The organism is Pseudomonas sp. JV414, from assembly GCF_032424305.1.
Lineage (GTDB): Bacteria > Pseudomonadota > Gammaproteobacteria > Pseudomonadales > Pseudomonadaceae > Aquipseudomonas > Aquipseudomonas lini.
Genome location: NZ_VYKC01000011.1, coordinates 83,235 through 108,065, shown reverse-complemented (window position 1 = coordinate 108,065; position 24,831 = coordinate 83,235). Strand labels below are relative to the sequence as shown.

Sequence of the window (24,831 nt, the reverse complement as noted above, 5' to 3'; positions counted from 1 at the left end):
GAGTCTGCAGTTCAGGGGAAAACACGGAGTGCCTGCTCAGCTCCGACACAGGGATGTGTCATTTCCTTTACCCCATGGCTATCTGCCAGAGCATCCAGTCAGGTATCGTGCGTCAAGCGCGTACGTTTCCCCGGCAAGATTTCCATAAGAGCATAAAAAGCAATCCATGAACCCCATGACCTTATTGCTCCCCCGCCGTTCGGGTGTCTGTCTTTTACTGGTTGCTGGCCTGATGGGATTGTTCACCCAGAGTGCATCAGCGACTGTCGCCTCGGCAAAACGCCTGCCTTATATCGATGAAAACCAACAATGCCGTGGCCAACCACTACCGGCGACTGTCGAGCATTTGACCGGCGAAGCCTGGAAGCTGGACGCCAAAGGCAAGCAGACGCCACTGCAGGAAGGTACGTCGATTGACGAGCAGGAAGGCATCAAAACATCGCCCTCGGCATTTGTCAGCCTGTCCCTGGGTGATGGCTCGCGGATGGTGTTGCCCTCCAGTTCCCATATCACCTTGCATCTCAATGAAGAACATTCGATCCCTCAGGTCATTCTTGAGCAGGGGCAGGTTGAGTCGTATGTGATCAAGCGGGCCAGCGACCGTGATCGCTTTCAGATCGTCACGCCGGTCGGCGTACTGGGCGTACGGGGCACGCATTTCCGGGTGCGCAACGATGACGATGGCCAGGCGCTACTGGAGGTTCTGAACGGGCAAGTCGCGGTTAATCGTGATGTGGAAACGTCGGGCGCCCGCCCTGCCCGGTCGGCTGCCAAACGGACTCAGAGCCCTGAGGATGACGAGGTCCAGGTCATGGCCCGTCAAGGTTTGCGTATTCAGAAACAAGGCGCGTTGACGCCAATCGACTTGTTACCCGCCCCAGGTTTGTTGGGGCAGGCCGGTCAGACGGGTAATGTGCCTATCTGGCAATTGATCATGAAACCCATCGAAGGGGCTACGCGTTATCGGGCGCAAGTGGCTACCGACGAAGCCTTTCTGGACATCAAGCAAGAGCAGTTTTCCAGCACACCCGAGGTCAAGTTCAGCGGGCTGAAAGCGTTTTTCTACCATGTTCGCCTGTCAGCCTATGATGCTCAGGGGTTAGAGGGAGAGACCGGGGTGTATGACATTTTCTATTACCCCAGGACCACGCGTGTCCAATAGCGCCCTGGCAGACGACCGATGAAGAACCGGCCAAGGAAGGATGACCGCGAGCCGACCCAGGCTCAGCGATTGTTTCGGCGGATGGTCCGTGAGTGGCTGTGGGTCTGTCTGATTCTGTTGCCGCTGACGGCGATGCTGTCCATGAGTCAGGGTCTGGTCCTGAGCAAACTGCTCTACGACAACCTGCGCCGACTGAACCCGCTGCCGGTGGACCCGCGAATACTCATTGTCACGATCGACGACTACAGCTTGCAGCAGATCGGCCAATGGCCGTGGTCGCGGGCGACGCACGCGCAACTGCTGGATCGGCTCAGCGCCGCGAACGTTAAAGGCGTTCTATTCGACGTAATTTTCAGCGAGCCTGATAGCGAACCCGAGAACGATCACCTTTTGGCTCAGGCGGCCTGCCGGGCCGGTAATGTTTTCGTGCCGCTGCTGCGCGAAGATGTAGCGCGTTATGGTCAGCCCTTGGGGGAAATTGAACCAGTGGATCCGCTGAACCACTGTGCCAAAGGCGTCGGGCATATCAATGCCGAAGCGGACGCCGACGGGATCGTGCGCAGCGTGTATTTAAGCGAAGGACCGGCGCAAAAAACACGCCCGCAACTGGCCTGGCTGCTGTACGAAGAAACCCTCGCCGATAAGGGAAATGCACCAATGCCGGGTACCCCGGCGCTGCCATCGGTGCAAGGCTGGCAGCGAGCCCACGAAATACGGATTCCTTTCATCCATTCCGACGCGGGCTTTCCCACTGTACCCTACGTCAGCGTATTGCGCGGTGAAGTCCCACCCGAATTGCTGCGCGATCGCTTGATCCTGATCGGCTCGACCGCTGCAGGCCTGGGCGACCGCTACGTGACACCGCAATCGGCCAGCATCGGCACCACATCGGGCATCGAGATTCAGGCGAATATCCTCAACGGACTGCTACAAAAGCGCAACATTGTGGTTCTCGATAAGCGCTTGGCGGCGTTGCTATCGGTAGTGATTGTCGGAGAGTTGCTGGGCCTGCTCTTGGTGCGTCCGCGTCGCGCCCTATGGCTGACCCTAGGTGCAATGGCCGCTGCTCTGCTGGGCTCGGGTGTACTGTTGCGGCTTGGCTGGTGGTGGTCCCCGGCTGCGAGCCTGCTAGGGATGATGCTGGGTTATCTGATCTGGAATTGGCGAAGGCTGAACGCGGTGCTCGCCTATTTCGGCTGGGAACTGGCGCGCCTGGACAGCGAGCCAAAAGTTTTTCCCGAACGTCGTCGCACCCAGGCTCCGGCCGGTGATGTGCTGCAAGGGCAAATCGTTGCGCTGGAGCAGGCTATGAGCCGGACCCGCGACACCCGACGTTTCATCGCCGATGGACTTGAATACCTGCCGGTGGCGACGCTGATCAGCGATCCGAACGGACGTATTCTGCTGGCCAACCGCAAGGCTCGAGAAGTGTTTTGTCGTGGTCTGGTGGGCGAGGACATGCTCGAGCAACTGAGCGACCTGGGTTACCCGGTGCCGTCCAACGGAATGCCATCTGCGTTGTCGACCCTGGAGCCGTTGGAGTTTCGTGACACTCAGGCACGTAGTCTGCGTCTGGACCTGGCACCGCTGTTGCCGGCCGAGGGCGACTCCGTGATTGGCTGGCTACTGAGCCTTACTGACTTGAGCGTCGAGCGGGACGCCGAAGAACAGCGCGCCGTACTGCTGCGCTTTTTGTCTCACGACCTCAGAGCTCCTCACTCTGCAATTCTGGCCTTGCTCGATGTTCAGCGGCATCAGGTGTCCGGCGACACTCAAGTGTTCAGTCAGATCGAGTTACAAGTGCGCAAAGCGCTGAACTTGACCGAGGCTTTTGTGCAGTTGGCAAAAGCCGAGTCCGAGGCCTATCAGTTTCAGCCGAGCATGTTCGCAATGTTGTTGCTCGATACCTTCGACCAAGCCTCGAGCATCGCTCATCTGAAGAATATTCAGTTGCTGCATGACCTCGACGAAGACGCCGAAGCGCTGGTCCTGGCCGATCAATCGCTACTGACACGGGCACTGTTCAACCTATTGGAAAACGCCATCAAGTACAGTCCGGCGGGGTCGCGGATCTCGGTGCGGGTGAGTTGTGCCGAGGGCTGGCTACTGTGCGAAATCGCCGATCAGGGCCGAGGGATTGCTGTCGATGAACTTCCCGAGTTGTTCTGTCAGTATCGGCGTTTTGCCTCGGCTCATGGCAGCGACGGTCTGGGGCTGGGTTTGTCCATGGTCAAGGCCGTGGTAGATCGTCACGGCGGGCGGATTTCCTGTCGTAGCGTGGTGGGGCAAGGCTCGACGTTCAGCGTCCAGTTACCGCTATTGAGCGAGTGATACAGACGTTTTCAGCGGGCATAAAAAAACCGGCTATATCAGCCGGTTTTTTTACGTCCTAAATAAACTTATGCACCTTTTTCGACGTTTTATTTACTTAAGAAATATGTATGTAAATCATAAGCTTAATAGCTAAAAACGACGTTTTTCAACAAAACGGTACACAGGTTATCCACAGAATCTCAGACAGTCACTTGATCAGTAGCGTTGGGTGCCGCCGGAGCTGCTGGCAGTGAACCCATCTCGCGCTGCATCTGTTCGTTCCAGGCCTGCACCCGATCATTCAGATCGGCGATGGCCCGCGGCCCACTACCCTCGGCGTACATTGGCGCGCCAATGATCACGGTGATCACGCCCTCCTGCTTCGCCCAACCGGCTTTTGGCCAGAATTTGCCGGCATTGTGCGCAATCGGCAACACCGGTAATGACGCATTGACAGCCAACGCGGTGCCACCGCGGGAGAACTTGCCGATGGTGCCGTAAGGAACGCGAGTCCCTTCCGGGAAGATCAGTACCCAGACATTGTCCTTGAGCAGCTCATCGCCCTTCTTCGCCACATGCTTGAGCGCTGCTTTCGGGTTGCCACGATCGATGGCGATCGGTCGCAGCATGGCCATGGCCCAGCCGAAGAACGGAACGTAGAGCAGTTCGCGCTTGAGCACCTGGCTCAGGGGCTCGAAGTACGCCGAGAGAAAGAATGTTTCCCAAGTGCTCTGGTGGTTCGACTGAATCACGCAGGGCTGGTCAGGCACGTTCTCGGCACCCTTCACTTCATAACGGATACCCAGAAAGACTTTGCTCAGCCACAAGGCGCAGCGGCACCAGTACACGTTGATAAAGCGATAGCGCGCCTTGAATGGCAGAAACGGCGCGATAAAAAAGCTCAGGGTGCACCAGAGCAAAGAGCTGGTGCCCAGCAGCAGGTAAAAGAGGAAAGTTCTGATGGCCTGCAGTATCGACATGGCGACATTTACCGTTGCGGGCATTGCCCGCCTATTCAAGCGCACTCCCGATCAGTCCTTGGCCAGGATGTCAGAAGAGCCTTAGTTGTGGATAAGTTCCGCGGCAATCGCCGCCAGATCGTCAAAAATCAAGGTGCCCGCCGGTAGGGTCTTGCCCTGCGTCTTTTCGCCTTTCCCGGTCTTTACCAAAACTGGCTGAGAGTCGACGGCTCTGGCGGCTTCCAGGTCACCGAGAGTATCGCCGACGAACCATAGATTCGTCAGCGAAACGTTGTAATGCGCGGCGATGGTTTTCAACATCCCGGGTTTTGGTTTGCGGCAATCGCAGCCATCGTCTGGCCCGTGCGGGCAATAGACGATCAGCCCGACTTCACCGCCCTGCTCCGCCACCAGCTCGCGTAAGCGAGCGTGCATGGCATCCAGGGTGGCGATGTCGTAGTAGCCGCGAGCGATGCCCGACTGGTTGGTAGCGACCGCCACCGTCCAGCCGGCCTTGCTCAACTGCGCGATCGCTTCGATCGAACCGGGGAGCGGAATCCACTCCTCCACCGACTTGATGTACGCATCGGAGTCGTAATTGATCACCCCGTCCCGATCGAGAATCAGCAGTTTCAACAGCAGCCCCTTAGCCCAGCAGCGAAATGTCGGCGACGCCGAGGAACAACCCACGCAGACGCGCCAGCAGCGCATAGCGGTTGGCTCGCACCTTGGCATCTTCGGCGTTGACCATCACCGCTTCGAAGAACGCATCCACCGGCTCGCGCAAGGCGGCCAGACGCGCCAGCGATTCGCTGTACTGACGAGCAGCGGCCATTGGCTGAACAGCCTGGTCAGCCTGCTGGATCGCCGAATACAGGGAGAACTCGTTGGCGTTGTCGAAGTACTTGGCTTCAACGACCGAAGGAACAGAGCCTTCGACCTTGCTCAGCAAGTTCGAAACGCGCTTGTTCACAGCGGCCAGGGCTGCGGCTTCCGGCAATTTGCGGAACGCTTCTACCGCTTGTACACGCTGATCGAAGTCCAGCGCCGAACCCGGCTTCAGGGCACGTACCGACAGATAAGTCCCGACATCAACGCCTTCGTCTTCATAACGGGCACGCAGACGGTCGAAGATGAATTCCAGCACCGAGTCATTCAGGCCGGCAGCCTTCACTTTGGTACCGAACGCATTCACGGCAAACGCCACGGCGTCGTTCAGGTCGAGGTCGAGCTTCTTGTCGATCAGGATGCGCAATACACCCAGCGCTGCACGGCGCAGGGCATACGGGTCTTTGCTCCCGGTAGGCAGCATGCCGATACCGAAAATGCCCACCAGTGTGTCGAGCTTGTCGGCGATGGCCACGGCTGCACCGGTGAGGGTCGTCGGCAGTTCAGCGCCGGCGCCGCGCGGCATGTACTGCTCGTTCAGCGCCAGTGCGACTTCTTCCGGCTCGCCGTCGTTGAGGGCGTAGTAGTAACCGGCGACACCTTGCATCTCCGGGAACTCGCCGACCATTTCGGTCGCCAGGTCGCACTTGGACAGCAGGCCGGCACGGGAAGCCCATGCGGCGTTACCGCCAATACGTTGAGCGATGAACGCAGCGAGTCTGGAAACGCGTTCGGCCTTGTCGTAGACGCTGCCGAGTTTTTCCTGGAACACCACGTTCTGCAGACGCAGATTGAAGTCTTCGAGTTTCTGCTTCTTGTCTTGCTTGAAGAAGAACTCGGCGTCGGTCAGGCGTGGACGAACCACTTTCTCGTTACCGGCGATGATCTGCTGCGGGTCTTTGCTTTCGATGTTGGCCACGGTAATGAAACGAGGCAGCAACTTGCCGTCGGCATCCAGCAGGCAGAAATACTTCTGGTTGTCCTGCATGGTGGTGATCAGCGCTTCTTGCGGCACGTCGAGGAAACGTTCTTCGAACGAGCACACCAGCGGCACCGGCCATTCAACCAGCGCGGTCACTTCGTCGAGCAGGCTTGGCGGCACGATGGCCGTCCCTTCCTGCAGCGTCGCCAGTTCTTCGGTGCGCTTGCTGATCAGCTCGCGACGCTCGTTGGCATCGGCCAACACATAGGCAGCACGCAGATCGCTCAGGTAGTTGGCCGGCGAGGTGATGCGCACGCTTTCAGGATGGTGGAAGCGGTGACCACGGGAATCGCGGCCGGACTTTTGCGCGAGGATGGTGCAGTCGATGACATGGTCACCGAGCAGCATCACCAGCCATTGAGTCGGGCGAACGAATTCTTCCTTGCGAGCACCCCAGCGCATGCGCTTGGGAATAGGCAGGTCGTTCAGGGAATCTTCGACGATGGTCGGCATCAGGCTCGCGGTCGGCTTGCCGGCGATGCTTTGGCTGTAGCGCAGTTTCGGACCGCTCTGATCGATTTCGCTCAGGTCGACGCCGCACTTCTTGGCGAAGCCCAGGGCCGCTTGAGTCGGGTTGCCTTCGGCATCGAACGCGGCCTGACGCGGCGGGCCGTCGAGGTTGATGCTGCGATCCGGCTGCTGGGTTGCCAGCGCGGTGATCAGCACGGCCAGGCGACGTGGCGCGGCGTAGACGGTTTTGGTTTCGTAGTTCAGGCCGGCAGCTTGCAGGCCTTTGTCGATACCGGCCATAAACGCTTCGGCCAGGGTGTTCAGGGCTTTGGGTGGCAGTTCTTCGGTGCCCAATTCAACCAGAAAATCTTGAGCACTCATTGTGCAGCCTCCAGCTTGGCCAGTACTTCATCACGCAGGTCCGGGGTCGCCATCGGGAAGCCCAGCTTGGCGCGAGCCAGCAGGTAGGCTTGTGCAACGGAACGCGCCAGGGTGCGGACACGCAGAATGTATTGCTGACGCGCGGTCACCGAGATCGCCCGGCGCGCATCCAGCAGGTTGAAGGTGTGGGAAGCCTTCAACACCATTTCGTAGCTCGGCAACGGCAATGGCTGATCGAGTTCGATCAGGCGCTTGGCTTCGCTTTCGTAGAAGTCGAACAACTCGAACAGCTTCTCGACGTTGGCGTGTTCGAAGTTGTAGGTCGACTGCTCCACTTCGTTCTGGTGGAACACGTCGCCGTAGGTCACTTTGCCAAACGGACCGTCAGCCCAGACCAGGTCATAGACCGAGTCCACGCCTTGCAGGTACATGGCCAGACGCTCCAGACCGTAAGTGATCTCGCCGGTCACCGGGTAGCACTCGATGCCGCCCGCTTGCTGGAAGTAAGTGAACTGCGTCACTTCCATGCCGTTGAGCCAGACTTCCCAGCCCAGACCCCAGGCGCCCAGCGTTGGCGACTCCCAGTTGTCTTCGACGAAACGGATGTCGTGCACCAGCGGGTCGAGGCCCACGTGCTTGAGGGAGCCCAGGTACAGTTCCTGGAAGTTGTCCGGGTTCGGCTTCAGGACTACCTGGAACTGGTAGTAGTGCTGCAGACGGTTCGGGTTTTCGCCGTAGCGGCCGTCAGTCGGGCGACGACTGGGCTGCACATAAGCGGCGTTCCAGGTTTCCGGGCCAATGGCGCGCAGGAACGTGGCAGTGTGGAAAGTGCCGGCGCCTACTTCCATATCGTAGGGCTGAAGTACCACACAACCTTGCTCGGCCCAGTATTGCTGGAGGGCGAGGATCAAGTCTTGGAAGGTACGCACGGCTGGCGTAGGCTGGCTCACGAAATTCACCTGTTTCTTGGGCTGCGATTTAAAGAGCGGGAGTATACCCGATTCGGTCCTGCGCACGCCCCCTGGAGCCTTATGCCACGCTGCTTTTGGTGTACCGAAGATCCGCTATACATGGCTTATCACGATCAGGAGTGGGGCACGCCGCTACGCGATGCGCAGGGTTTGTTCGAGTTGCTTTTGCTCGAAGGGTTCCAGGCCGGGCTTTCCTGGATCACCGTGTTGCGCAAACGAGAGCGCTATCGCGAGGTACTGTTTAGCTTCGACGTACAGCGCGTGGCACAGATGAGCGATGCGGAAATCGATGAATTGATGCTCGATCCGGGGATCATACGCAATCGCCTCAAACTCAATGCCGCCCGGCGCAATGCCCAGGCCTGGCTGGCGCTGGAGGACCCGGTGGCGTTTCTCTGGTCGTTCGTCGGCGGAACGCCGGTGATCAATCATTTCAAGGATCGCAGTGAAGTGCCGGCCGTGACACCGGTCGCCGTCGAGATGAGCAAAGGCCTGAAAAAAGCCGGATTCACGTTCGTCGGCCCGACCATTTGTTACGCGTTGATGCAGGCTTCGGGCATGGTCATGGACCACACTCGGGATTGCGATCGCTACGCCACCTTGGTGAACGGCGGTTAGAATAGCCGCCTCGCGCACAGCACAAGATCAGGAGTGACCTGTGGATAAGTTGAAAGGCGCCTTGCTGGTAGGCGCTCTGCGTCTGTTTGCCCTGCTTCCTTGGCGGGCAGTGCAGACGGTGGGTTCGGCGATTGGCTGGATCATGTGGAAAACCCCCAACCGTTCCCGCGACGTGGTGCGGATCAACCTCGCCAAGTGCTTTCCGCAGATGGACCCGGCCGAACGCGAGCGTCTGGTGGGCCAGAGCCTGAAAGACATTGGCAAGTCCCTGACCGAGAGCGCTTGCGCGTGGATCTGGCCGGCTCAGCGTTCCATTGATTTGGTGCGCGAAGTCGAAGGTCTCGACGTGCTCAAGGATGCTCTCGCCTCCGGCAAAGGCGTGGTCGGCATCACCAGTCACCTGGGCAACTGGGAAGTGTTGAACCATTTCTATTGCAACCAGTGCAAACCGATCATTTTCTACCGTCCGCCCAAGCTCAAGGCGGTGGATGAGTTGCTGCGCAAGCAGCGGGTGCAATTGGGTAACCGGGTGGCAGCTTCCACCAAGGAAGGCATCCTCAGCGTGATCAAGGAAGTGCGCAAAGGTGGTGCAGTGGGCATTCCGGCAGACCCGGAACCGGCCGAATCCGCCGGGATCTTCGTGCCGTTCTTCGCCACTCAGGCCCTGACCAGTAAATTCGTCCCGAACATGCTGGCCGGCGGCAAAGCGGTCGGCGTGTTCCTGCATGCCCTGCGGCTACCGGACGGTTCGGGTTACAAAGTGATCCTCGAAGCCGCGCCAGAGGCCATGTACAGCACCGATACCGAAACCTCCTGCGCGGCGATGAGCCAGGTGGTCGAGCGCTATGTGCGGGCTTATCCGAGCCAGTACATGTGGAGCATGAAGCGCTTCAAGAAGCGTCCGCCGGGTGAAGAACGCTGGTATTGATGCAAAAAATCAAAAGATCGCAGGCTTCGCCAGCTCCTACAAAGGCTCGGCGTACATCCCGTAGGAGCTGCCGGAGGCTGCGATCTTTTGATCTTTATTGGCCTGCGTGCGCCTGACGCTCAAGCTTTTTCAGAAACACCGCCATCTCCTTCTCCGCCTGCTTGTCGCCATGGTTGCGGGCGGCTTCCAGGCCCTGTTCCCAGGCCTGACGCGCCGCCGCGTAATCCGCCAGCGCCAGATGGGCCTTACCCAATAGCTTCCAGGCCGCCGAATACTTCGGATCGAACTCGACGCAGCGCTGGAAATGCTCCGCGGCCTTGGCATTTTCACCCAGATCCAGATAACCCTTGCCCAGGCCGAAACGCAGCAGCGAGTTATCCACACCCTTGGCGAGCATTTTTTCCAGGGATTCGATCATCGGTGCTTCCTCAGTCAGTGATCGTTCCCACGCTCTGCGTGGGAACGCAGCCCGGGACGCTCTGCGTCCCATTCAAAGCCGAACGCGGAGCGTCCGTTGAGGCATTCCCACGCAGAGCGTGGGAACGATCATCAGAAAAAGCTCAAGCCCACATGGAACAGCTTCTCCACATCCCGAATATGCTTTTTATCCACAAGGAACAGAATCACATGGTCGCCAGCTTCGATCACTGTGTTGTCGTGGGCGATGATCACTTCCTCATCGCGAATGATCGCGCCAATGGTGGTCCCCGGCGGCAGGCCGATGTTTTCGATGGCCTTGCCGATCACCTTGCTCGACTTCGCATCACCGTGGGCGATGGCCTCGATGGCTTCCGCCGCACCTCGACGCAGTGAGTGCACGCTGACGATATCGCCGCGCCGCACGTGGGCCAGCAAGGTGCCGATGGTCGCCAATTGCGGGCTGATGGCAATGTCGATGTCGCCGCCCTGGATCAGGTCGACGTAGGCCGGGTTGTTGATGATCGTCATCACCTTCTTCGCGCCCAGGCGCTTGGCGAGCAGCGACGACATGATGTTGGCTTCGTCGTCGTTGGTCAGCGCCAGGAAGATGTCGGCGTCGGCGATGTTCTCTTCCATCAGCAAGTCGCGGTCGGAGGCACTGCCCTGCAACACCACGGTGCTGTCGAGGGTGTCCGAGAGATGGCGGCAGCGGGCCGGGTTCATCTCGATGATCTTCACCTGATAGCGGCTTTCGATGGCCTCGGCCAAACGCTCGCCAATCTGCCCGCCACCGGCGATGACGATGCGCTTATAGCTTTCATCGAGGCGGCGCATTTCACTCATCACCGCGCGAATATTCGCTTTGGCTGCGATGAAAAATACTTCGTCGTCGGCCTCGATCACCGTATCGCCTTGAGGCAGGATCGGCCGGTCACGACGGAAAATCGCCGCAACGCGGGTTTCGACATTCGGCATGTGTTCGCGCAACTGGCGCAGTTGCTGACCCACCAGCGGGCCGCCGTAATAGGCTTTCACTGCCACCAACTGTGCTTTGCCTTCGGCGAAGTCGATGACCTGCAACGCACCCGGATGCTGGATCAGGCGCTTGATGTAGTTGGTAACGACTTGCTCCGGACTGATCAGCACGTCGACCGGAATCGCTTCGTTATCGAACAGGTCGGCGCGGGTCAGGTACGCGGCTTCGCGGACTCGGGCGATCTTGGTTGGCGTGTGGAACAAGGTGTGAGCGACCTGACAAGCCACCATGTTGGTTTCGTCACTGTTGGTCACTGCAACCAACATGTCGGCGTCGTCGGCACCGGCCTGACGCAGTACGGTCGGCAGCGAACCGCGACCCTGTACGGTGCGGATGTCCAGCCGATCGCCGAGGTCGCGCAGGCGTTCGCCATCGGTGTCGACCACGGTGATGTCGTTGGCTTCGCTGGCCAGGTGTTCTGCCAGCGAACCGCCGACCTGCCCTGCGCCGAGGATGATGATTTTCATCCAGTCACTCCCTTAAAACCGGTTAACCGCGCGCGGCGGCAATCTTGATCAGCTTGGCGTAGTAGAACCCGTCGTGGCCACCTTCCTGGGCCAGCAATTGGCGACCGTGGGGCTGCTTGATGCCGGCCTGACTGGCGATGTCGAGTTCGCGGGCACCCGGTGTGCGAGCGAGGAACGCCTCGATGACTTCGGTGTTCTCGGTCGGCAACGTGGAGCAGGTGGCGTAAAGCAGAATGCCGCCCACTTCCAACGTTATCCACATGGCATCAAGCAGCTCGCCCTGAAGCACCGCCAGCGCGGCGATGTCATCGGGTTGGCGGGTCAGTTTGATGTCCGGGTGACGACGGATCACTCCGGTAGCCGAGCATGGTGCATCCAGCAGGATGCGCTGGAACGGTTTGCCGTCCCACCAAGTGGCGGTATCGCGGCCGTCGGCGGCGATCAGTTCGGCGCTCAGGCCCAGGCGTGCAAGGTTTTCCCGTACTCGCACTAGACGTTTGGCTTCCAGATCCACAGCCACCACGCCGGCCAGTTTGGGCTCGGCCTCAAGGATGTGGCAGGTTTTGCCGCCCGGTGCGCAGCAAGCGTCCAGCACCCGTTGGCCTGGCGCGAGGTCCAGCAGATCGGCGGCCAGTTGCGCGGCTTCGTCCTGCACGCTGATCCAGCCTTCGGCGAAACCCGGGAGGCTGCGCACGTCGGCCGCTGCGTCGAGGATGATGCCGTCCCGGCTGTAAACACACGGCGTGGCAGCGATGCCCGCTTCAGTCAGCAACCCGAGATAAGCATCGCGGGTGTGATGGCGACGGTTGACCCGCAAAATCATCGGCGGATGCGCGTTGTTCGCCGCGCAAATGGCTTCCCACTGCTCAGGCCAGAAGGCTTTGAGGGATTTTTGCAGCCAGCGCGGGTGAGCGGTACGCACCACCGGGTCGTGTTCCAGCTCCGCCAGCAGTGTTTCGCTTTCGCGCTGGACGCGGCGTAACACGGCGTTGAGCAAGGCTTTGGCCCACGGCTTTTTCAGTTTGTCGGCGCAACCGACGGTTTCGCCGATGGCCGCGTGGGCCGGAACCCGGGTGTAGAGCAGTTGGTAGAGGCCGACCAGCAACAGCGCCTCGACATCGGCATCAGCTGCTTTGAACGGCTTTTGCAGCAACTTGGCCGCCAACGCCGACAAACGTGGCTGCCAGCGAGCCGTGCCGAACGCCAGGTCCTGGGTGAAGCCGCGATCACGGTCTTCGACCTTGTCCATTTGCGTCGGCAGAGAACTGTTGAGTGAGGCTTTTCCGTTAAGAACAGCAGCCAGTGCCTTGGCGGCAGCCAGACGTGGATTCATTGAGCGTCCGCCGCTTGACCGAGAACGGTGCCGACGGCGAATTTCTCACGACGGCTGTTGAACACGTCGCTGAAGTTCAGCGCCTTGCCGCCGGGCAATTGCAGACGGGTCAGGCACAGTGCCTGTTCACCGCAGGCGACGACCAAGCCGTCCTTGCTGGCGCTGAGGATTTCACCCGGTGCGCCCTGCCCTTCGGCCAGGCTCGCAGCCAGCACTTTCAGCGCTTCGCCGTTCAGCGTGCTGTGGGTGATCGGCCATGGGTTGAAGGCGCGAACCAGACGCTCCAGCTCAACTGCCGGGCGGCTCCAGTCGATGCGCGCTTCGTCCTTGTTCAATTTATGTGCGTAGGTGGCGAGGCTGTCGTCCTGCACTTCGCCTTCCAGAGTGCCTGCGGCCAGGCCGGCAATCGCCTGAACCACGGCCGGTGGGCCCATCTCTGCGAGGCGATCATGGAGGCTGCCGCCGGTGTCTTCGGCGCTGATCGGCGTGGTGACCTTGAGCAGCATCGGCCCGGTGTCGAGGCCCAGTTCCATGCGCATCACGGTCACGCCGCTTTCGCTGTCGCCCGCCTCAACGGCGCGCTGGATCGGTGCCGCACCGCGCCAGCGTGGCAGCAAGGAAGCGTGGCTGTTGATGCAACCCAGGCGCGGAATATCCAGCACCACTTGCGGCAGGATCAGCCCGTAAGCGACCACTACCAGCAAATCCGGTTTCAGTGCAGCCAGTTCAGCCTGAGCGTCTTCGTTGCGCAGGGTCGGCGGTTGCAACACCTGGATGTTGTTTTCCAACGCCAACTGCTTGACCGGGCTCGGCATCAGCTTCTGCCCACGGCCCGCCGGACGGTCCGGTTGGGTGTAGACCGCAACGATCTTGTAAGGACTGTCGAGCAGGGCCTTGAGGTGTTCGGCGGCGAATTCCGGGGTACCGGCAAAGACAATGCGCAGTGGCTCAGTCATGAAAGCTCTCAATTACAAAGCGTCTTGAAAAGAAAAAGGCTTGCCGCAGCAAGCCTTTGAAAGAAGGGCATCAAGCGTTCTGGCGATGGAGCTTTTCCAGTTTCTTCTTGATCCGGTCGCGTTTGAGCGTAGACAGATAGTCAACGAACAATTTGCCGTTGAGGTGGTCGCATTCATGCTGGATGCATACCGCGAGCAGGCCTTCGGCAATCAGTTCGTACGGCTGGCCGTCGCGGTCCAGGGCCTTGATCTTGACCTTTTGCGGGCGGTCGACGTTTTCGTAGAAACCCGGCACCGAAAGACAGCCTTCCTGGTACTGGTCCACCTCGTCGGTCAGGACTTCGAACTCGGGGTTGATGAACACCCGCGGTTCGCTGCGGTCTTCGGAGAGGTCCATCACGACGATACGTTTATGCACGTTGACCTGGGTCGCGGCGAGGCCGATGCCTGGCGCTTCATACATTGTTTCAAACATGTCATCGACCAACTGACGCACTTCGTCGTCCACTACAGCCACTGGTTTGGCGATAGTACGCAGGCGCGAGTCGGGGAATTCGAGGATGTCTAAAATGGCCATAAGCTCAATTGCTGCACGTGTGAGGTAAAGTCGGGTCGATGGCCTGGCGAGTCCGAGGATGCAGGCTACCGTTGTGAACGTAGCTTCCGGCTTTTCAATAATGAGCAGGAAGCGAGCCACGAGGGCTCTGGCGTTTCACGCGAACGTACATAATAAAGGGATTCACCGCATGAGGAAATCACTACTCGCCTTGCTCCTTCTGGCCTCGGCCGGTTTTGCGCACGGGCAAGTGCAACTCAGGGAAGGTTTTCCACAGCAATACACCGTGGTGGCAGGGGACACACTCTGGGACATTTCCGCTAAATACCTGCGTGAACCGTGGGAATGGCCGCAGCTTTGGCAGGCCAATCCACAGATCGAAAACCCCAATCTCATCTATCCGGGCGATACGCTGTCGCTGGTTTACGTCAACGGTCAGCCACGCCTGACCCTCAATCGCGGCGCTTCCCGGGGCACAATCAAGCTTTCGCCACGAATCCGCAGCTCGCCGGTGGCCGATGCCATTCCGAGCATTCCGCTGAAATCGATCAACAGCTTTCTGCTGAGCAATCGCATCGTCGACAAGGCAGAGGATTTCGACAAGGCGCCCTACATCGTCGCCGGCGATGCCGAACGGGTGCTCAGCGGTACCGGTGATCGAATATTCGCCCGTGGCCATTTCGACCCGGCACAACCGTCGTACGGCATCTTCCGTCAGGGCAAGGTCTACACCGATCCGCAGAGCAAGGAGTTTTTGGGGATCAACGCCGACGACATCGGTGGCGGCGAGATCATTGCCACTGAAGGCGACGTCGCCACCCTGGCCCTGCAACGCACCACTCAGGAAGTGCGACTCGGCGACCGGCTGTTCAGCGGCGAAGAGCGCTCGATCAATTCGACCTTCATGCCCAGTGCCCCGACAACCGAAATCAACGGCCTGATTATTGATGTGCCGCGCGGGGTCACCCAGATCGGCGCGCTGGATGTCGTCACGCTGAACAAGGGGCAGCGCGATGGCCTGGCCGAAGGCAATGTGCTGGTGGTGATGAAAACCGGTGAAACCGTGCGTGACCGGATCACTGGCCAGCCATTGAAAATTCCCGACGAGCGGGCCGGTTTGCTGATGGTCTTCCGCACCTACGACAAGCTCAGCTACGGGCTTGTCCTTAACGCATCGCGCTCTTTGGCGGTGATGGACAAGGTGCGAAATCCGTAAGCCTGCTCACAAGTTACCAACAGAGTTATCCACAGCTTATTCCCGATTCGACGGGACTCTATAACGATCAAGGATGATCCATGTCGCTGTCTGCCTGTACGTCCGTTTCCCCTGCGGAACTGGAAGCCCGTTTACGCTTGCACCGTTTACCGGAGCTTGGCCCTGCGCGTTTCAAGAAATTGCTTGAGGCCTTCGGCTCTGCCTCCAAAGCCATCAGCGCACCGGCCAGTGCCTGGCGTGCGTTGGGCCTGCCACTCGCTTGCGCGGAGGCCCGGCGCTCCAGCGAAATTCGTGACGGCGCCAGCCATGCATTAGCCTGGTTAGAGCGTCCGGGCCAGCATTTACTGATGTGGGACCAACCTGACTACCCCGCTCTGCTGGCGCAAATCAGTGATGCGCCGCCGCTGTTATTCGTCGCGGGTGATCCGGGAATTCTGGAAAAACCACAGCTGGCGATGGTTGGCAGCCGTCGTGCTTCGCGACCAGGCATGGACACCGCCGCCGCGTTTTCCCGCACTCTGGCCGGCGCCGGTTTTGTCATCACCAGCGGTCTGGCCCTGGGCATCGATGCCGCCGCGCATCAGGCGGCTCTGGACGTTGGCGGGCAAACGGTCGGCGTGCTTGGCACGGGGCTGGAAAATTTTTATCCACAGCGCAATCAGCGACTGGCAGAGGCCATGATCGCCTCGGGAAGCGCGGTACTTTCGGAGTTCCCGCTGGACGCCGGCCCTTCCCCCAGCAACTTCCCCCGACGCAATCGAATCATCAGCGGTTTGTCCCTCGGTGTGCTCGTGGTCGAGGCGAGTGTTGCCAGTGGTTCATTGATCACCGCCAGGCTGGCGGCGGAACAGGGGCGTGAGGTGTATGCGATACCGGGGTCGATCCATCACCCTGGCGCAAAGGGTTGCCATCAACTGATCCGCGACGGCGCGGTGCTGGTGGAAACCATCGAGCACATCCTCGAAGCCTTGCGCGGCTGGCAACAGCTGCCGTTATCCACAGAAACGCCGCAGACGACAGAGACTCATCCGCTGCTCATATTGCTCCACGCGGCGCCCCATACCAGCGAAGCCTTGTCGATCACCAGCGGCTGGGCGTTGTCGAAAGTGCTGGCAGCGCTGACGGAGCTGGAGATGGACGGCCGTGCGGTCTGTGAAAGTGGCCGCTGGCTTGCGCGGGGGCACTAGATTTTACAGGCTAGGTTTTGCATGGAAGATCGGTAAACTGCGCAGAGCCTTATTCCGGAGAGTTTTTCATGGTTAACAGTTGGCGTGTGCAACAAGCCGCAAGAGCCATTCGCGCAGGCGCGGTGATTGCCTACCCAACCGAAGCTGTCTGGGGCCTGGGTTGCGACCCCTGGGACGAAGAGGCGGTCTATCGTCTGCTGGCGATCAAGGGACGGTCTGTGGATAAAGGCCTGATTCTGGTGGCCGACAATATTCGCCAGTTCGACTTCCTCTTCGAAGACTTCCCTGAATTGTGGATGGACCGCATGGCCAGCACTTGGCCGGGCCCCAACACCTGGCTGGTGCCGCATCAGAATTTGTTGCCCCAGTGGATTACCGGCGTGCACGAAACAGTGGCGTTGCGGGTTAGCGATCACCCACTGGTGCGGGATTTGTGTGCGTTGGTCGGGCCGCTGGTGTCGACCTCGGCCAACCCTCAGGGGCAACCAGCGGCGCGGACGCGGCTTCGCGTGGAGCAGTATTTCCGCGGGCAGGTTGATTGGGTATTGGGTGGGAATCTGGGCGGGCGCAAGAATCCGAGCGTGATTCGCGATCTGGCGACCGGCCACGTTGTGCGCCCGGATTGAGACCGCGTCATCGTTCTTCGCGGGCAAGCCTCGCTCCCACAGGTCCGAGGCGTATACAAATTATGTGAACGACCGAAATCCTGTGGGAGCGGGCTTGCCCGCGATGGCGTCCTCAAGGCAACAAAACGGTTGAGCCCGTCGTGCGCCGCGCCGACAATTCGATCTGTGCTTTCGCCGCTTCAGCCAATGGATACCGCTGACTGATGTCCACCTTCAACTTGCCGCTGATGATCATCTCGAACAGCTCATCGGCCATGCTTTGCAGGTTTTCAGCGTTGTTGGCGTAGGTCGCCAGGGTCGGTCGGGTCACGTACAGCGAACCCTTCCCCGCGAGAATCCCCAGATTCACTCCGTCCACTGCGCCCGAAGCATTACCGAAACTCACCACCAGCCCTCGAGGTGCGACGCTGTCGAGTGACGTCAGCCAGGTATCTTTGCCTACACCGTCGTACACCACCGGCACTTTTTTACCGTCAGTCAATTCCAGCACGCGTTGCGCGACGTTTTCATGGCTGTAATCGATGGTCGCCCAGGCACCATTGGCCTTCGCCAGGGCGGCTTTTTCGGGTGAACTGACCGTGCCAATCAGCTTCACGCCCAAGGCCTTGGCCCATTGGCAGGCCAGTGAGCCGACGCCACCGGCTGCTGCGTGGAACAGAATGGTTTCGCCACCCTTGAGTTCATATGTCTGGCGCAGCAAGTACTGCACGGTCAGGCCTTTGAGCATCACGCCGGCGGCCTGTTCGAAGCTGATGGCGTCCGGCAGATGTACCAGATTGGCTTCCGGCAAGACATGAACGTCGCTATAAGCGCCCAATGGGCCACTGCCGTAAGCCACGCGATCGCCGATCTTGAAGCGGGTGACTTCGCTGCCTACCGCCTCGACCACACCCGCGCCCTCCGCGCCCAGGCCCGACGGCAAGGCGGGTGGCGCATAAAGGCCACCGCGGTAATAGGTGTCAATGAAGTTCAGGCCGATGGCCTTGTTGGTCACGCGCACCTGCAGCGGACCGGGTTCGGCGGGCTGGTAATCGACATGCTCGAGCACTTCGGGACCGCCATGGGCGCGGAACTGGATACGCTTTGCCATCTGCACTTTCCTTAAGTATTAGCTTCTAGAGTTGTAGCGCCAAGCGGCCTATCGGACTCTTAAAGCTTGACCTTCGTCAACTGCGACGGCACAAGGTGCAGTGTTATCCTACGCAGCAATTTGCCGCCGGCCTGTATGAGCGCCGCGTAGCTTTGCCCGATTCAAGGTGATGCCATGACTACCCGCACCGAGGCTGTAAAAGCCTACCTGCTCGACCTGCAAGACCGCATTTGCGCTGCTCTGGAAGCTGAAGACGGCGGCGCGCGTTTCGTCGAAGATGCCTGGACCCGGCCTGCCGGTGGTGGCGGTCGCACCCGGGTGATCGAAAACGGCGCGGTCATTGAAAAGGGCGGCGTCAACTTTTCCCACGTCTTTGGCAGCGGTCTCCCACCCTCCGCCAGCGCTCATCGGCCAGAATTGGCCGGCCGAGGCTTCGAAGCCCTGGGCGTGTCCTTGGTGATTCACCCGCATAACCCCCATGTACCGACGTCCCACGCCAACGTGCGCTTTTTCATCGCTGAAAAAGAAGGTGAAGAGCCGGTCTGGTGGTTCGGTGGCGGCTTCGACCTGACCCCTTATTACGGTAATGAAGAAGACTGCGTGCATTGGCACCGCGTCGCCGAACAGGCCTGCGCGCCGTTTGGCCCGGACGTCTACCCGCGCTACAAGGCATGGTGCGACAGTTACTTCCACATCAAGCATCGTCACGAGCCGCGTGGCATCGGCGGCCTGTTTTTCGATGACTTGAACGAGTGGGACTTCGACACCAGCTTCGCCTTCATGCGCGCCATCGGCGATGCGTTTATCGACGCGTACCTGCCAATCGTGCAGCGCCGCAAGAATGATGCGTTCACGGCCAAACAGCGGGAATTCCAGGAGTTTCGCCGTGGTCGTTACGTCGAGTTCAACCTGGTCTATGACCGCGGCACGCTGTTCGGCCTGCAATCGGGCGGACGTACCGAATCGATCCTGATGTCGCTGCCGCCGCAAGTGCGCTGGGCCTACGACTGGAAAGCCGAGCCGGGCAGTGAAGAAGCGCGCCTGACCGAGTACTTCCTGCAAGACCGCGATTGGTTGGCCAAGGCCTGAACGAGGAATTCTGATGGACCGTTACGTCGTATTCGGTAACCCGATTGGCCACAGCAAGTCGCCGCTGATCCACCGTTTGTTCGCCGAGCAGACGGGGCAAAAACTGGACTACAGCACTTTGCTGGCGCCCCTCGACGATTTTTCCGGCTGTGCCCAGGCATTTTTCCGCGAAGGGCGTGGGGCGAATGTGACGGTGCCGTTCAAGGAAGACGCCTATCGTTTGGCGAACAGCTTGACCAAGCGAGCACAGCGGGCCGGCGCGGTGAATACCCTGAGCAAACTGGCCGATGGCAGTTTGCTGGGTGACAACACCGATGGTGCCGGGCTGGTGCGGGACCTGACGGTTAATGCGGGTTTCAGCCTTGCGGGCAAACGCATCCTCCTGCTCGGGGCCGGCGGTGCGGTGCGCGGGGCGCTGGAACCGCTGCTGGTGGAGCAACCGGCGTCGGTGATTATCGCCAACCGCACGGTGGAAAAAGCCGAATTGCTAGTGGAATTGTTCGCGGATCTGGGGCCGGTATCGGCCAGCGGTTTCGATTGGTTGCGGGAGCCGGTGGACCTGATCATCAACGCTACGTCCGCCAGTCTGTCAGGCGATGTACCGCCGATTGCCAGCAGTTTGATCGAGCCGGGCAAGACGGTTTGCTACGACATGATGTACGGCAAAGATCCGACTTCGTTCTGCCGTTGGGCCAGCGAGCACGGCGCGGCGGTGGCGATGGATGGTCTGGGAATGCTGGCCGAGCAGGCGGCGGAAGCTTTCTACCTGTGGCGCGGTGTGCGCCCGGATACCGCGCCGGTATTGGCCGAACTCCGCCGCCAGCTCGCGCTCTAGGCTTTTGTGGCGAGGGGGCTTGTCGGAACGCCACATCGCCCCGTTGGACGGCGAAGCCGTCCCAAAACTGCCACGACCGCTGCGCGGCCGAACGGGGGCAAGCCCCCTCGCCACAAGTCGGTGTTTATTCCAGGGTCGAGTGTTTCAATCTTCAAACCGGATCGGGCATTTCTCCGCGCCTTCGAGCTTTCTCAATTCCTCCACCACCTGCGGCCGTGCTCGCCGCAAGGTCAGGCTGCGATCCTGGCGCAGCAGCCGTCGCGCTTCCTGGTGCAGCATTTCCACGCCCGAATAGTCGATGAAGTTGATCTGCTGCGCCTCGATCACTACCCGCGCGCCTTGCATCCGTTGCAAACGCACTTGCAGGTAATGGCTGGCGCCGAAAAAAATCGAACCGCCGACTCGCAGAATGTCTTCGTCGCCCTCACGCCAATACTGCACTCGAGGTTGCGAGGTGCGTTTGAGGTAGAAGAACAGCGAGGCCAGCACGCCGGCGTAGATCGCCGTTTGCAACTCCAGCAACAGCGTCGCGACACAGGTCAGCGCCATGACCAGAAACTCGGCACGGCTGACCCGCAACAAGGCGCGAATGCCGCGATGGTCGACCAATCCCCAGGCGATCAACAAAATGCTGCCGGCCATGGCCGGGATCGGAATGTGCGCGATCAATAGCGCGCCGAAGATAGCGAACAACGCCACCCACACTGCTGAAAAAACGCCCGCCAACGGTGAGCAGGCACCGGCGTCATAGCTCAGGGCCGAGCGGGTGAAGGAACCGGCTGACAGCGAGCCGGAAAAAAACGCCCCGACCATGTTCGAGAAACCCTGGGCGCGGACTTCTTGATTGGCGTCGAGCAACTGCTGCGAGCGCGCCGACAAGGAGCGGGCAATCGACAGGCTTGTCACCAGCCCGAGCATACCGACCGCCACCGCGCTAGGCAGCAGGCGCAACACCAGGTCTAGGTCCAGCGGCAACGGGCTGAAGGGCGGCAGCCGCCCGACAAAGGCGCTGACTAGCTTCACATGACCGAACATCGCTGGCCACAGCCATACCAGCAACCCGCTCAAGGCCAGAGCGATCAACAGCGTCGGCCAGCGCGGCACCAGCAGTTTTAGCACGATGCCTATCACCACCGTGGCCAGGCCCAGTACCAGCGAGGGTTTGTCCACCTCACTGAGATGACTGAACAGCAGCACCAGGCTGTTCAGCGCCGTGGCCTGGTTGGGCACATCCAACCCCAGCAAGTTCGGCAGTTGCCCAATGGCAATCACCACCGCTGCGCCAAGGGTGAAGCCCAGCACCACTGAGTGAGAGACGAAATTCACCAGGGCGCCGAAACGCAGCAAACCCAGCAACCACTGGAAAATGCCCGCAAGGAGTGTCAGAAGCAGGATCAGCGTGACGTAGTCCTGCGACGCGGGGACGGCCAGAGGACTGACGCTGGCGTACAGGACGATGGAAATGGCCGCCGTAGGACCGCAGATCAAATGCCACGACGAACCCCACAGGCAGGCGATCAGCACCGGGATGATCGCGGCGTACAAGCCATATTCCGGTGGGAGACCGGCGATCAGGGCGTAGGCAATCGATTGTGGCAACGCGAGAATCGCACCGCTCAGGCCGACGATCAGGTCACGGCCGACGCTGGCGCGGGTTTGCCGGGGCAACCAGGTCAGGAAGGGAAAGAGTGAATGGCGGCTGGGGAAGGCCATGGGTCCTCTCGGGTGGGGTTTTACGGAAGAGTATCAGGACCCACGCTGATCGTTCCCACTGTGGGAGCGGGCTTGCTCGCGAATGCGGTGTGTCAGTCGATATAAATGCCGGATCTGATGACCCCTTCGCGAGCAAGCCCGCTCCCACATGAACTTAGAGCTTGGCTTTCACGGCCGGCAACGCGTCCTTCCCGTCCACGGTCTTCACCCCGTCCAGCCACTTATCCAGCACCGCCGGATTGGCCTTGATCCATGCCTTGGCCGCCGCGGCATTGCTGATCTTTTTGTTCACCACCTCGGCCATGATGCTGTTCTCCATTTCCTGGGTAAAACTCAGGTTGGTGAGCAGTTTGCCGACGTTCGGGCAGGCCTGTGCATAACCTTTGCGGGTCAGTGTATAAACGCTGCCGGTGTCGCCGAAGTACTTCTCGCCGCCCTTCAGGTAATGCATTTTCAGCTGCACGTTCATCGGGTGGGGCGTCCAGCCGAGGAAGGTCACGAACTTCTGTTTCTTCACCGCGCGAGACACTTCGGCCAGCATCGCCTGCTCACTGGATTCGATCAGCTTCCACTGCCCCAGGTCGAAGTCGTTCTTCTTGATGATCTCTTGCAGCGAGATGTTCGCCGGGGCGCCAGAGCCGATGCCATAGATCTTCTTGTCAAACTTGTCAGCAAACTTGTTCAAGTCGTTAAAGTTATGCACACCCGCGTCCCAAACGTAATCCGGGACCGCCAGCGTGAACTCGGTGCCGTCGAGGTTCTTCGCCAGTTGCGTAACGTCGCCATTGGCCACGAACTTGTCGTAGAAGCCTTGCTGCGCCGGCATCCAGTTACCTAAAAACACGTCCACCTGGCCATCCTTCAGACCGCCAAAGGTGATCGGTACTGCCAGCGTATCGACCTTGGCCTTGTAGCCCATGCCGTCCAGCAGAAACCCGGTGATGGCGTTGGTTGCAGCAATGTCGCTCCAGCCAGGATCGGCCATTTTCACCGTCTCGCAGCTTTGCTCGGCATAGGCCGAGGCACTGCCCAGAGCCAGAAGCCCGACCGTCAGTACTGTGGATAACCTTTGCATGGACTTCCCCTTAACATTATTGGTTTTGGCAGGGTTGTGGATAACGTGCTTTACGTTCCAGATCGTCGAGGTCGATGTGGTTGCGCATGTACTGCTGGCTGGCGTCCACCAGCGGCTGGTGATCCCAGCTCTTCAGCTTGCCGATGGTCAGGGCGTCGGCGACGAAACGCCGGCGTCGCTGACTGGCGAGCACCTGTTGGTGGATCGCCGGGATATCCCATTTGGCCCGCGCTTCGGCGAGAAACTCCTCGAAAAGCTGCCGATGTTGCGGCGATTGGCTGAGTTCTTCCTGTTCCTTGGGGTCGTTATGTACATCGAAGAGTAGGCAAGGATCGTCTTCGCTGTAGATGAATTTGTAGGCGCCACGGCGAATCATCATCAACGGGCTGATGGTGCCTTCAGCCATGTATTCACCGAAAACTTCATCGTGACCGCCCTGCCCTTGCAGGTGCGAAACCAGCGAACGGCCGTCCAGCGGCAGACCCGGTTCCAGCGAGCCGCCGGCCAATTCGACAAAGGTCGGCAGCAGGTCGGCAGTGGACACCGCCGCGCTGACCCGGCCGGCCCCGAATTGCCCTGGTGCACTGATCAACAGCGGTACACGGGCAGCCATTTCGTACCAATGCATTTTGTACCAGAGGCCGCGCTCGCCGAGCATGTCGCCATGGTCACCGGAGAATACGACGATGGTGTCATCGATCAGCCCGGTTTCCTCGAGTGTTTGCAGAAGTTTGCCGACGTTACTGTCGATATAGCTGCATGCACCGAAGTAGGCGCGTCGCGCGTCGCGAATCTTATCCACAGGCAGCGGCTTGTCCCAAAGGTCATAGACCTTGAGCAAACGCTGGGAGTGAAGATCAAGTTGATCCTGTGCGGGTGTTTCGGGCAAAGGGATGTCGGCGTCGTCGTACATATCCCAGAAAGTTTTGGGAATCGTGTACGGATCGTGTGGGTGAGTCATCGACACGGTCAGGCAGAACGGCTGATCGCCATCCTCGCGAATGTGATCGAACAGGTATTGCTGGGCCTTGAACACCACCTCTTCGTCGAAATCCAGTTGATTAGTGCGCACGCAAGGCCCGGCTTGCAGCACCGACGACATGTTGTGATACCAGGTTGGCCGCACATCCGGCTCATCCCAGTTCACCGACCAACCGTAATCGGCCGGGTAGATGTCGCTGGTCAGGCGTTCTTCATAGCCGTGCAACTGGTCCGGGCCGCAGAAGTGCATCTTGCCCGACAGCGCGGTGCGATAACCGAGGCGACGCAGGTAATGGGCATAGGTTGGAACGTCGGCGGGGAAATCGGCCGCGTTGTCGTAGGCGCCGATCTTGCTCGGCAACTGACCGCTGACCAGAGTAAAACGCGACGGCGCGCAAAGAGGGCTATTGCAATAAGCGGCGTCGAACACCACGCCTTCGGCGGCGAGGCGGCTGAGATTCGGCAGTTTGATAGGCGAAGGGCCGTAGAACGGCAACATTGGCGCGGCCATTTGATCGGCCATGATGAAAAGAATATTTTTGCGCTTCATGTGATCGCGGCATTCCATAGTGGATATTTATGCGAGAGTGCTGTGATCG

At 59.9% G+C, this 24,831-nt stretch carries 22 protein-coding genes; 9 read left to right on the top strand and 13 right to left on the bottom strand.

Annotated elements, in window-relative coordinates:
- The first annotated feature begins 232 nt into the window (after positions 1 to 232).
- Together F6R97_RS14330 and F6R97_RS14325 are read left to right on the top strand one after the other, a co-directional pair.
- On the top strand, positions 233 to 1,162 hold the full coding sequence (locus F6R97_RS14330) for a FecR domain-containing protein (protein WP_173667534.1): 930 nt from the start codon (positions 233 to 235) through the stop codon (positions 1,160 to 1,162).
- An 18-nt stretch (positions 1,163 to 1,180) separates the two neighbouring features.
- Positions 1,181 to 3,493 (top strand): CHASE2 domain-containing protein, encoded by a 2,313-nt coding sequence (locus F6R97_RS14325; RefSeq protein ID WP_038980401.1) that lies wholly within the window; start codon positions 1,181 to 1,183, stop codon positions 3,491 to 3,493.
- A 182-nt stretch (positions 3,494 to 3,675) separates the two neighbouring features.
- Here F6R97_RS14325 and F6R97_RS14320 read toward each other — a convergent pair whose 3' ends face one another.
- From F6R97_RS14320 to glyQ, 4 genes are all read right to left on the bottom strand, one after another.
- Positions 3,676 to 4,455: a lysophospholipid acyltransferase family protein gene (locus F6R97_RS14320; protein ID WP_038980400.1), complete on the bottom strand. Its 780-nt coding sequence runs from the start codon at positions 4,453 to 4,455 to the stop codon at positions 3,676 to 3,678.
- Between the two features lie 81 nt (positions 4,456 to 4,536).
- A complete protein-coding gene (gene gmhB / locus F6R97_RS14315; RefSeq protein WP_162831697.1) occupies positions 4,537 to 5,076 on the bottom strand; it encodes a D-glycero-beta-D-manno-heptose 1,7-bisphosphate 7-phosphatase in 540 nt (179 codons plus the stop codon).
- 4 nt (positions 5,077 to 5,080) lie between these two features.
- Positions 5,081 to 7,135, bottom strand: a complete 2,055-nt coding sequence (glyS, locus tag F6R97_RS14310; protein ID WP_048397358.1) for a glycine--tRNA ligase subunit beta — start codon at positions 7,133 to 7,135, stop codon at positions 5,081 to 5,083.
- The gene (glyQ, locus tag F6R97_RS14305; RefSeq protein WP_003213601.1) at positions 7,132 to 8,085 is read right to left on the bottom strand and encodes a glycine--tRNA ligase subunit alpha; all 954 of its coding nucleotides are present in this window, start codon (positions 8,083 to 8,085) and stop codon (positions 7,132 to 7,134) included. Before glyQ ends, glyS begins: the two co-directional genes overlap by 4 nt.
- An 81-nt stretch (positions 8,086 to 8,166) precedes the next feature.
- Between glyQ and tag the strand changes: the two genes are divergently transcribed.
- Positions 8,167 to 8,724 (top strand): DNA-3-methyladenine glycosylase I, encoded by a 558-nt coding sequence (gene tag / locus F6R97_RS14300; protein ID WP_315866715.1) that lies wholly within the window; start codon positions 8,167 to 8,169, stop codon positions 8,722 to 8,724.
- Positions 8,725 to 8,764: 40 nt separating this feature from the next.
- Entirely contained in the window at positions 8,765 to 9,652 is an 888-nt protein-coding gene (locus F6R97_RS14295) for a lysophospholipid acyltransferase (RefSeq protein WP_038980396.1), read from the top strand.
- Between the two features lie 94 nt (positions 9,653 to 9,746).
- Here F6R97_RS14295 and F6R97_RS14290 read toward each other — a convergent pair whose 3' ends face one another.
- The 5 genes from F6R97_RS14290 to def form a co-directional block, all read right to left on the bottom strand.
- A complete protein-coding gene (locus F6R97_RS14290; RefSeq protein WP_315866714.1) occupies positions 9,747 to 10,070 on the bottom strand; it encodes a tetratricopeptide repeat protein in 324 nt (107 codons plus the stop codon).
- A gap of 131 nt (positions 10,071 to 10,201) precedes the next feature.
- Positions 10,202 to 11,575 carry a Trk system potassium transporter TrkA gene (gene trkA, locus F6R97_RS14285; protein WP_038980394.1) on the bottom strand — a complete coding sequence of 458 codons (1,374 nt, stop codon included), beginning with the start codon at positions 11,573 to 11,575 and terminating at the stop codon, positions 10,202 to 10,204.
- A gap of 22 nt (positions 11,576 to 11,597) precedes the next feature.
- Positions 11,598 to 12,908, bottom strand: coding sequence for a 16S rRNA (cytosine(967)-C(5))-methyltransferase RsmB (gene rsmB / locus F6R97_RS14280; RefSeq protein WP_315866713.1), 1,311 nt, complete (start codon positions 12,906 to 12,908; stop codon positions 11,598 to 11,600).
- A complete protein-coding gene (gene fmt, locus F6R97_RS14275; protein ID WP_315866712.1) occupies positions 12,905 to 13,864 on the bottom strand; it encodes a methionyl-tRNA formyltransferase in 960 nt (319 codons plus the stop codon). Before fmt ends, rsmB begins: the two co-directional genes overlap by 4 nt.
- Positions 13,865 to 13,934: 70 nt before the next feature.
- Positions 13,935 to 14,441, bottom strand: a complete 507-nt coding sequence (gene def, locus F6R97_RS14270) for a peptide deformylase (RefSeq protein ID WP_008007919.1) — start codon at positions 14,439 to 14,441, stop codon at positions 13,935 to 13,937.
- A gap of 169 nt (positions 14,442 to 14,610) precedes the next feature.
- On the opposite strand from def, the gene F6R97_RS14265 reads away from it, so the two are divergent.
- From F6R97_RS14265 to F6R97_RS14255, 3 genes are all read left to right on the top strand, one after another.
- On the top strand, positions 14,611 to 15,636 hold the full coding sequence (locus F6R97_RS14265; protein ID WP_038980388.1) for a LysM peptidoglycan-binding domain-containing protein: 1,026 nt from the start codon (positions 14,611 to 14,613) through the stop codon (positions 15,634 to 15,636).
- 80 nt (positions 15,637 to 15,716) lie between these two features.
- A complete protein-coding gene (gene dprA, locus F6R97_RS14260) occupies positions 15,717 to 16,823 on the top strand; it encodes a DNA-processing protein DprA (protein ID WP_315866711.1) in 1,107 nt (368 codons plus the stop codon).
- Positions 16,824 to 16,891: 68 nt separating this feature from the next.
- Positions 16,892 to 17,449, top strand: coding sequence for an L-threonylcarbamoyladenylate synthase (locus F6R97_RS14255; protein ID WP_038980384.1), 558 nt, complete (start codon positions 16,892 to 16,894; stop codon positions 17,447 to 17,449).
- A gap of 112 nt (positions 17,450 to 17,561) precedes the next feature.
- On the opposite strand, the gene F6R97_RS14250 is transcribed toward F6R97_RS14255, so the two are convergent.
- Positions 17,562 to 18,539 (bottom strand): NADPH:quinone reductase, encoded by a 978-nt coding sequence (locus F6R97_RS14250; protein ID WP_048397354.1) that lies wholly within the window; start codon positions 18,537 to 18,539, stop codon positions 17,562 to 17,564.
- Positions 18,540 to 18,713: 174 nt separating this feature from the next.
- Between F6R97_RS14250 and hemF the strand changes: the two genes are divergently transcribed.
- Both hemF and aroE read left to right on the top strand, forming a co-directional pair.
- Positions 18,714 to 19,628 carry an oxygen-dependent coproporphyrinogen oxidase gene (gene hemF, locus F6R97_RS14245; RefSeq protein ID WP_007902928.1) on the top strand — a complete coding sequence of 305 codons (915 nt, stop codon included), beginning with the start codon at positions 18,714 to 18,716 and terminating at the stop codon, positions 19,626 to 19,628.
- Positions 19,629 to 19,641: 13 nt separating this feature from the next.
- Complete coding sequence (aroE, locus tag F6R97_RS14240; RefSeq protein ID WP_315866710.1) at positions 19,642 to 20,463, top strand: shikimate dehydrogenase; 822 nt, start codon at positions 19,642 to 19,644, stop codon at positions 20,461 to 20,463.
- Between the two features lie 144 nt (positions 20,464 to 20,607).
- Here the strand turns inward: aroE and F6R97_RS14235 are convergent, their stop codons facing one another.
- The 3 genes from F6R97_RS14235 to betC all read right to left on the bottom strand — a co-directional run bounded on the left by F6R97_RS14235 (position 20,608) and on the right by betC (position 24,782).
- Positions 20,608 to 22,176, bottom strand: coding sequence for a SulP family inorganic anion transporter (locus tag F6R97_RS14235; protein WP_048397351.1), 1,569 nt, complete (start codon positions 22,174 to 22,176; stop codon positions 20,608 to 20,610).
- Positions 22,177 to 22,330: 154 nt separating this feature from the next.
- Positions 22,331 to 23,251, bottom strand: coding sequence for a choline ABC transporter substrate-binding protein (gene choX, locus F6R97_RS14230; protein WP_048397350.1), 921 nt, complete (start codon positions 23,249 to 23,251; stop codon positions 22,331 to 22,333).
- A 16-nt stretch (positions 23,252 to 23,267) separates the two neighbouring features.
- Entirely contained in the window at positions 23,268 to 24,782 is a 1,515-nt protein-coding gene (gene betC / locus F6R97_RS14225; protein ID WP_048397349.1) for a choline-sulfatase, read from the bottom strand.
- Positions 24,783 to 24,831 lie beyond the last annotated feature (49 nt).

Excerpts from the sequence above, each read along its gene's own strand:
- aroE (WP_315866710.1), top strand. The coding sequence starts at position 19,642 with ATGGACCGTTACGTCGTATTCGGTAACCCGATTGGCCACAGCAAGTCG.
- F6R97_RS14320 (WP_038980400.1), bottom strand. The coding sequence starts at position 4,455 with ATGTCGATACTGCAGGCCATCAGAACTTTCCTCTTTTACCTGCTGCTG.
- dprA (WP_315866711.1), top strand. The coding sequence starts at position 15,717 with ATGTCGCTGTCTGCCTGTACGTCCGTTTCCCCTGCGGAACTGGAAGCC.
- F6R97_RS14235 (WP_048397351.1), bottom strand. The coding sequence starts at position 22,176 with ATGGCCTTCCCCAGCCGCCATTCACTCTTTCCCTTCCTGACCTGGTTG.
- rsmB (WP_315866713.1), bottom strand. The coding sequence starts at position 12,908 with ATGAATCCACGTCTGGCTGCCGCCAAGGCACTGGCTGCTGTTCTTAAC.
- hemF (WP_007902928.1), top strand. The coding sequence starts at position 18,714 with ATGACTACCCGCACCGAGGCTGTAAAAGCCTACCTGCTCGACCTGCAA.
- F6R97_RS14250 (WP_048397354.1), bottom strand. The coding sequence starts at position 18,539 with ATGGCAAAGCGTATCCAGTTCCGCGCCCATGGCGGTCCCGAAGTGCTC.
- def (WP_008007919.1), bottom strand. The coding sequence starts at position 14,441 with ATGGCCATTTTAGACATCCTCGAATTCCCCGACTCGCGCCTGCGTACT.
- betC (WP_048397349.1), bottom strand. The coding sequence starts at position 24,782 with ATGAAGCGCAAAAATATTCTTTTCATCATGGCCGATCAAATGGCCGCG.
- F6R97_RS14330 (WP_173667534.1), top strand. The coding sequence starts at position 233 with ATGGGATTGTTCACCCAGAGTGCATCAGCGACTGTCGCCTCGGCAAAA.
- glyS (WP_048397358.1), bottom strand. The coding sequence starts at position 7,135 with ATGAGTGCTCAAGATTTTCTGGTTGAATTGGGCACCGAAGAACTGCCA.
- fmt (WP_315866712.1), bottom strand. The coding sequence starts at position 13,864 with ATGACTGAGCCACTGCGCATTGTCTTTGCCGGTACCCCGGAATTCGCC.
- F6R97_RS14325 (WP_038980401.1), top strand. The coding sequence starts at position 1,181 with ATGAAGAACCGGCCAAGGAAGGATGACCGCGAGCCGACCCAGGCTCAG.
- F6R97_RS14265 (WP_038980388.1), top strand. The coding sequence starts at position 14,611 with ATGAGGAAATCACTACTCGCCTTGCTCCTTCTGGCCTCGGCCGGTTTT.
- trkA (WP_038980394.1), bottom strand. The coding sequence starts at position 11,575 with ATGAAAATCATCATCCTCGGCGCAGGGCAGGTCGGCGGTTCGCTGGCA.
- choX (WP_048397350.1), bottom strand. The coding sequence starts at position 23,251 with ATGCAAAGGTTATCCACAGTACTGACGGTCGGGCTTCTGGCTCTGGGC.
- tag (WP_315866715.1), top strand. The coding sequence starts at position 8,167 with ATGCCACGCTGCTTTTGGTGTACCGAAGATCCGCTATACATGGCTTAT.
- F6R97_RS14255 (WP_038980384.1), top strand. The coding sequence starts at position 16,892 with ATGGTTAACAGTTGGCGTGTGCAACAAGCCGCAAGAGCCATTCGCGCA.
- F6R97_RS14290 (WP_315866714.1), bottom strand. The coding sequence starts at position 10,070 with ATGATCGAATCCCTGGAAAAAATGCTCGCCAAGGGTGTGGATAACTCG.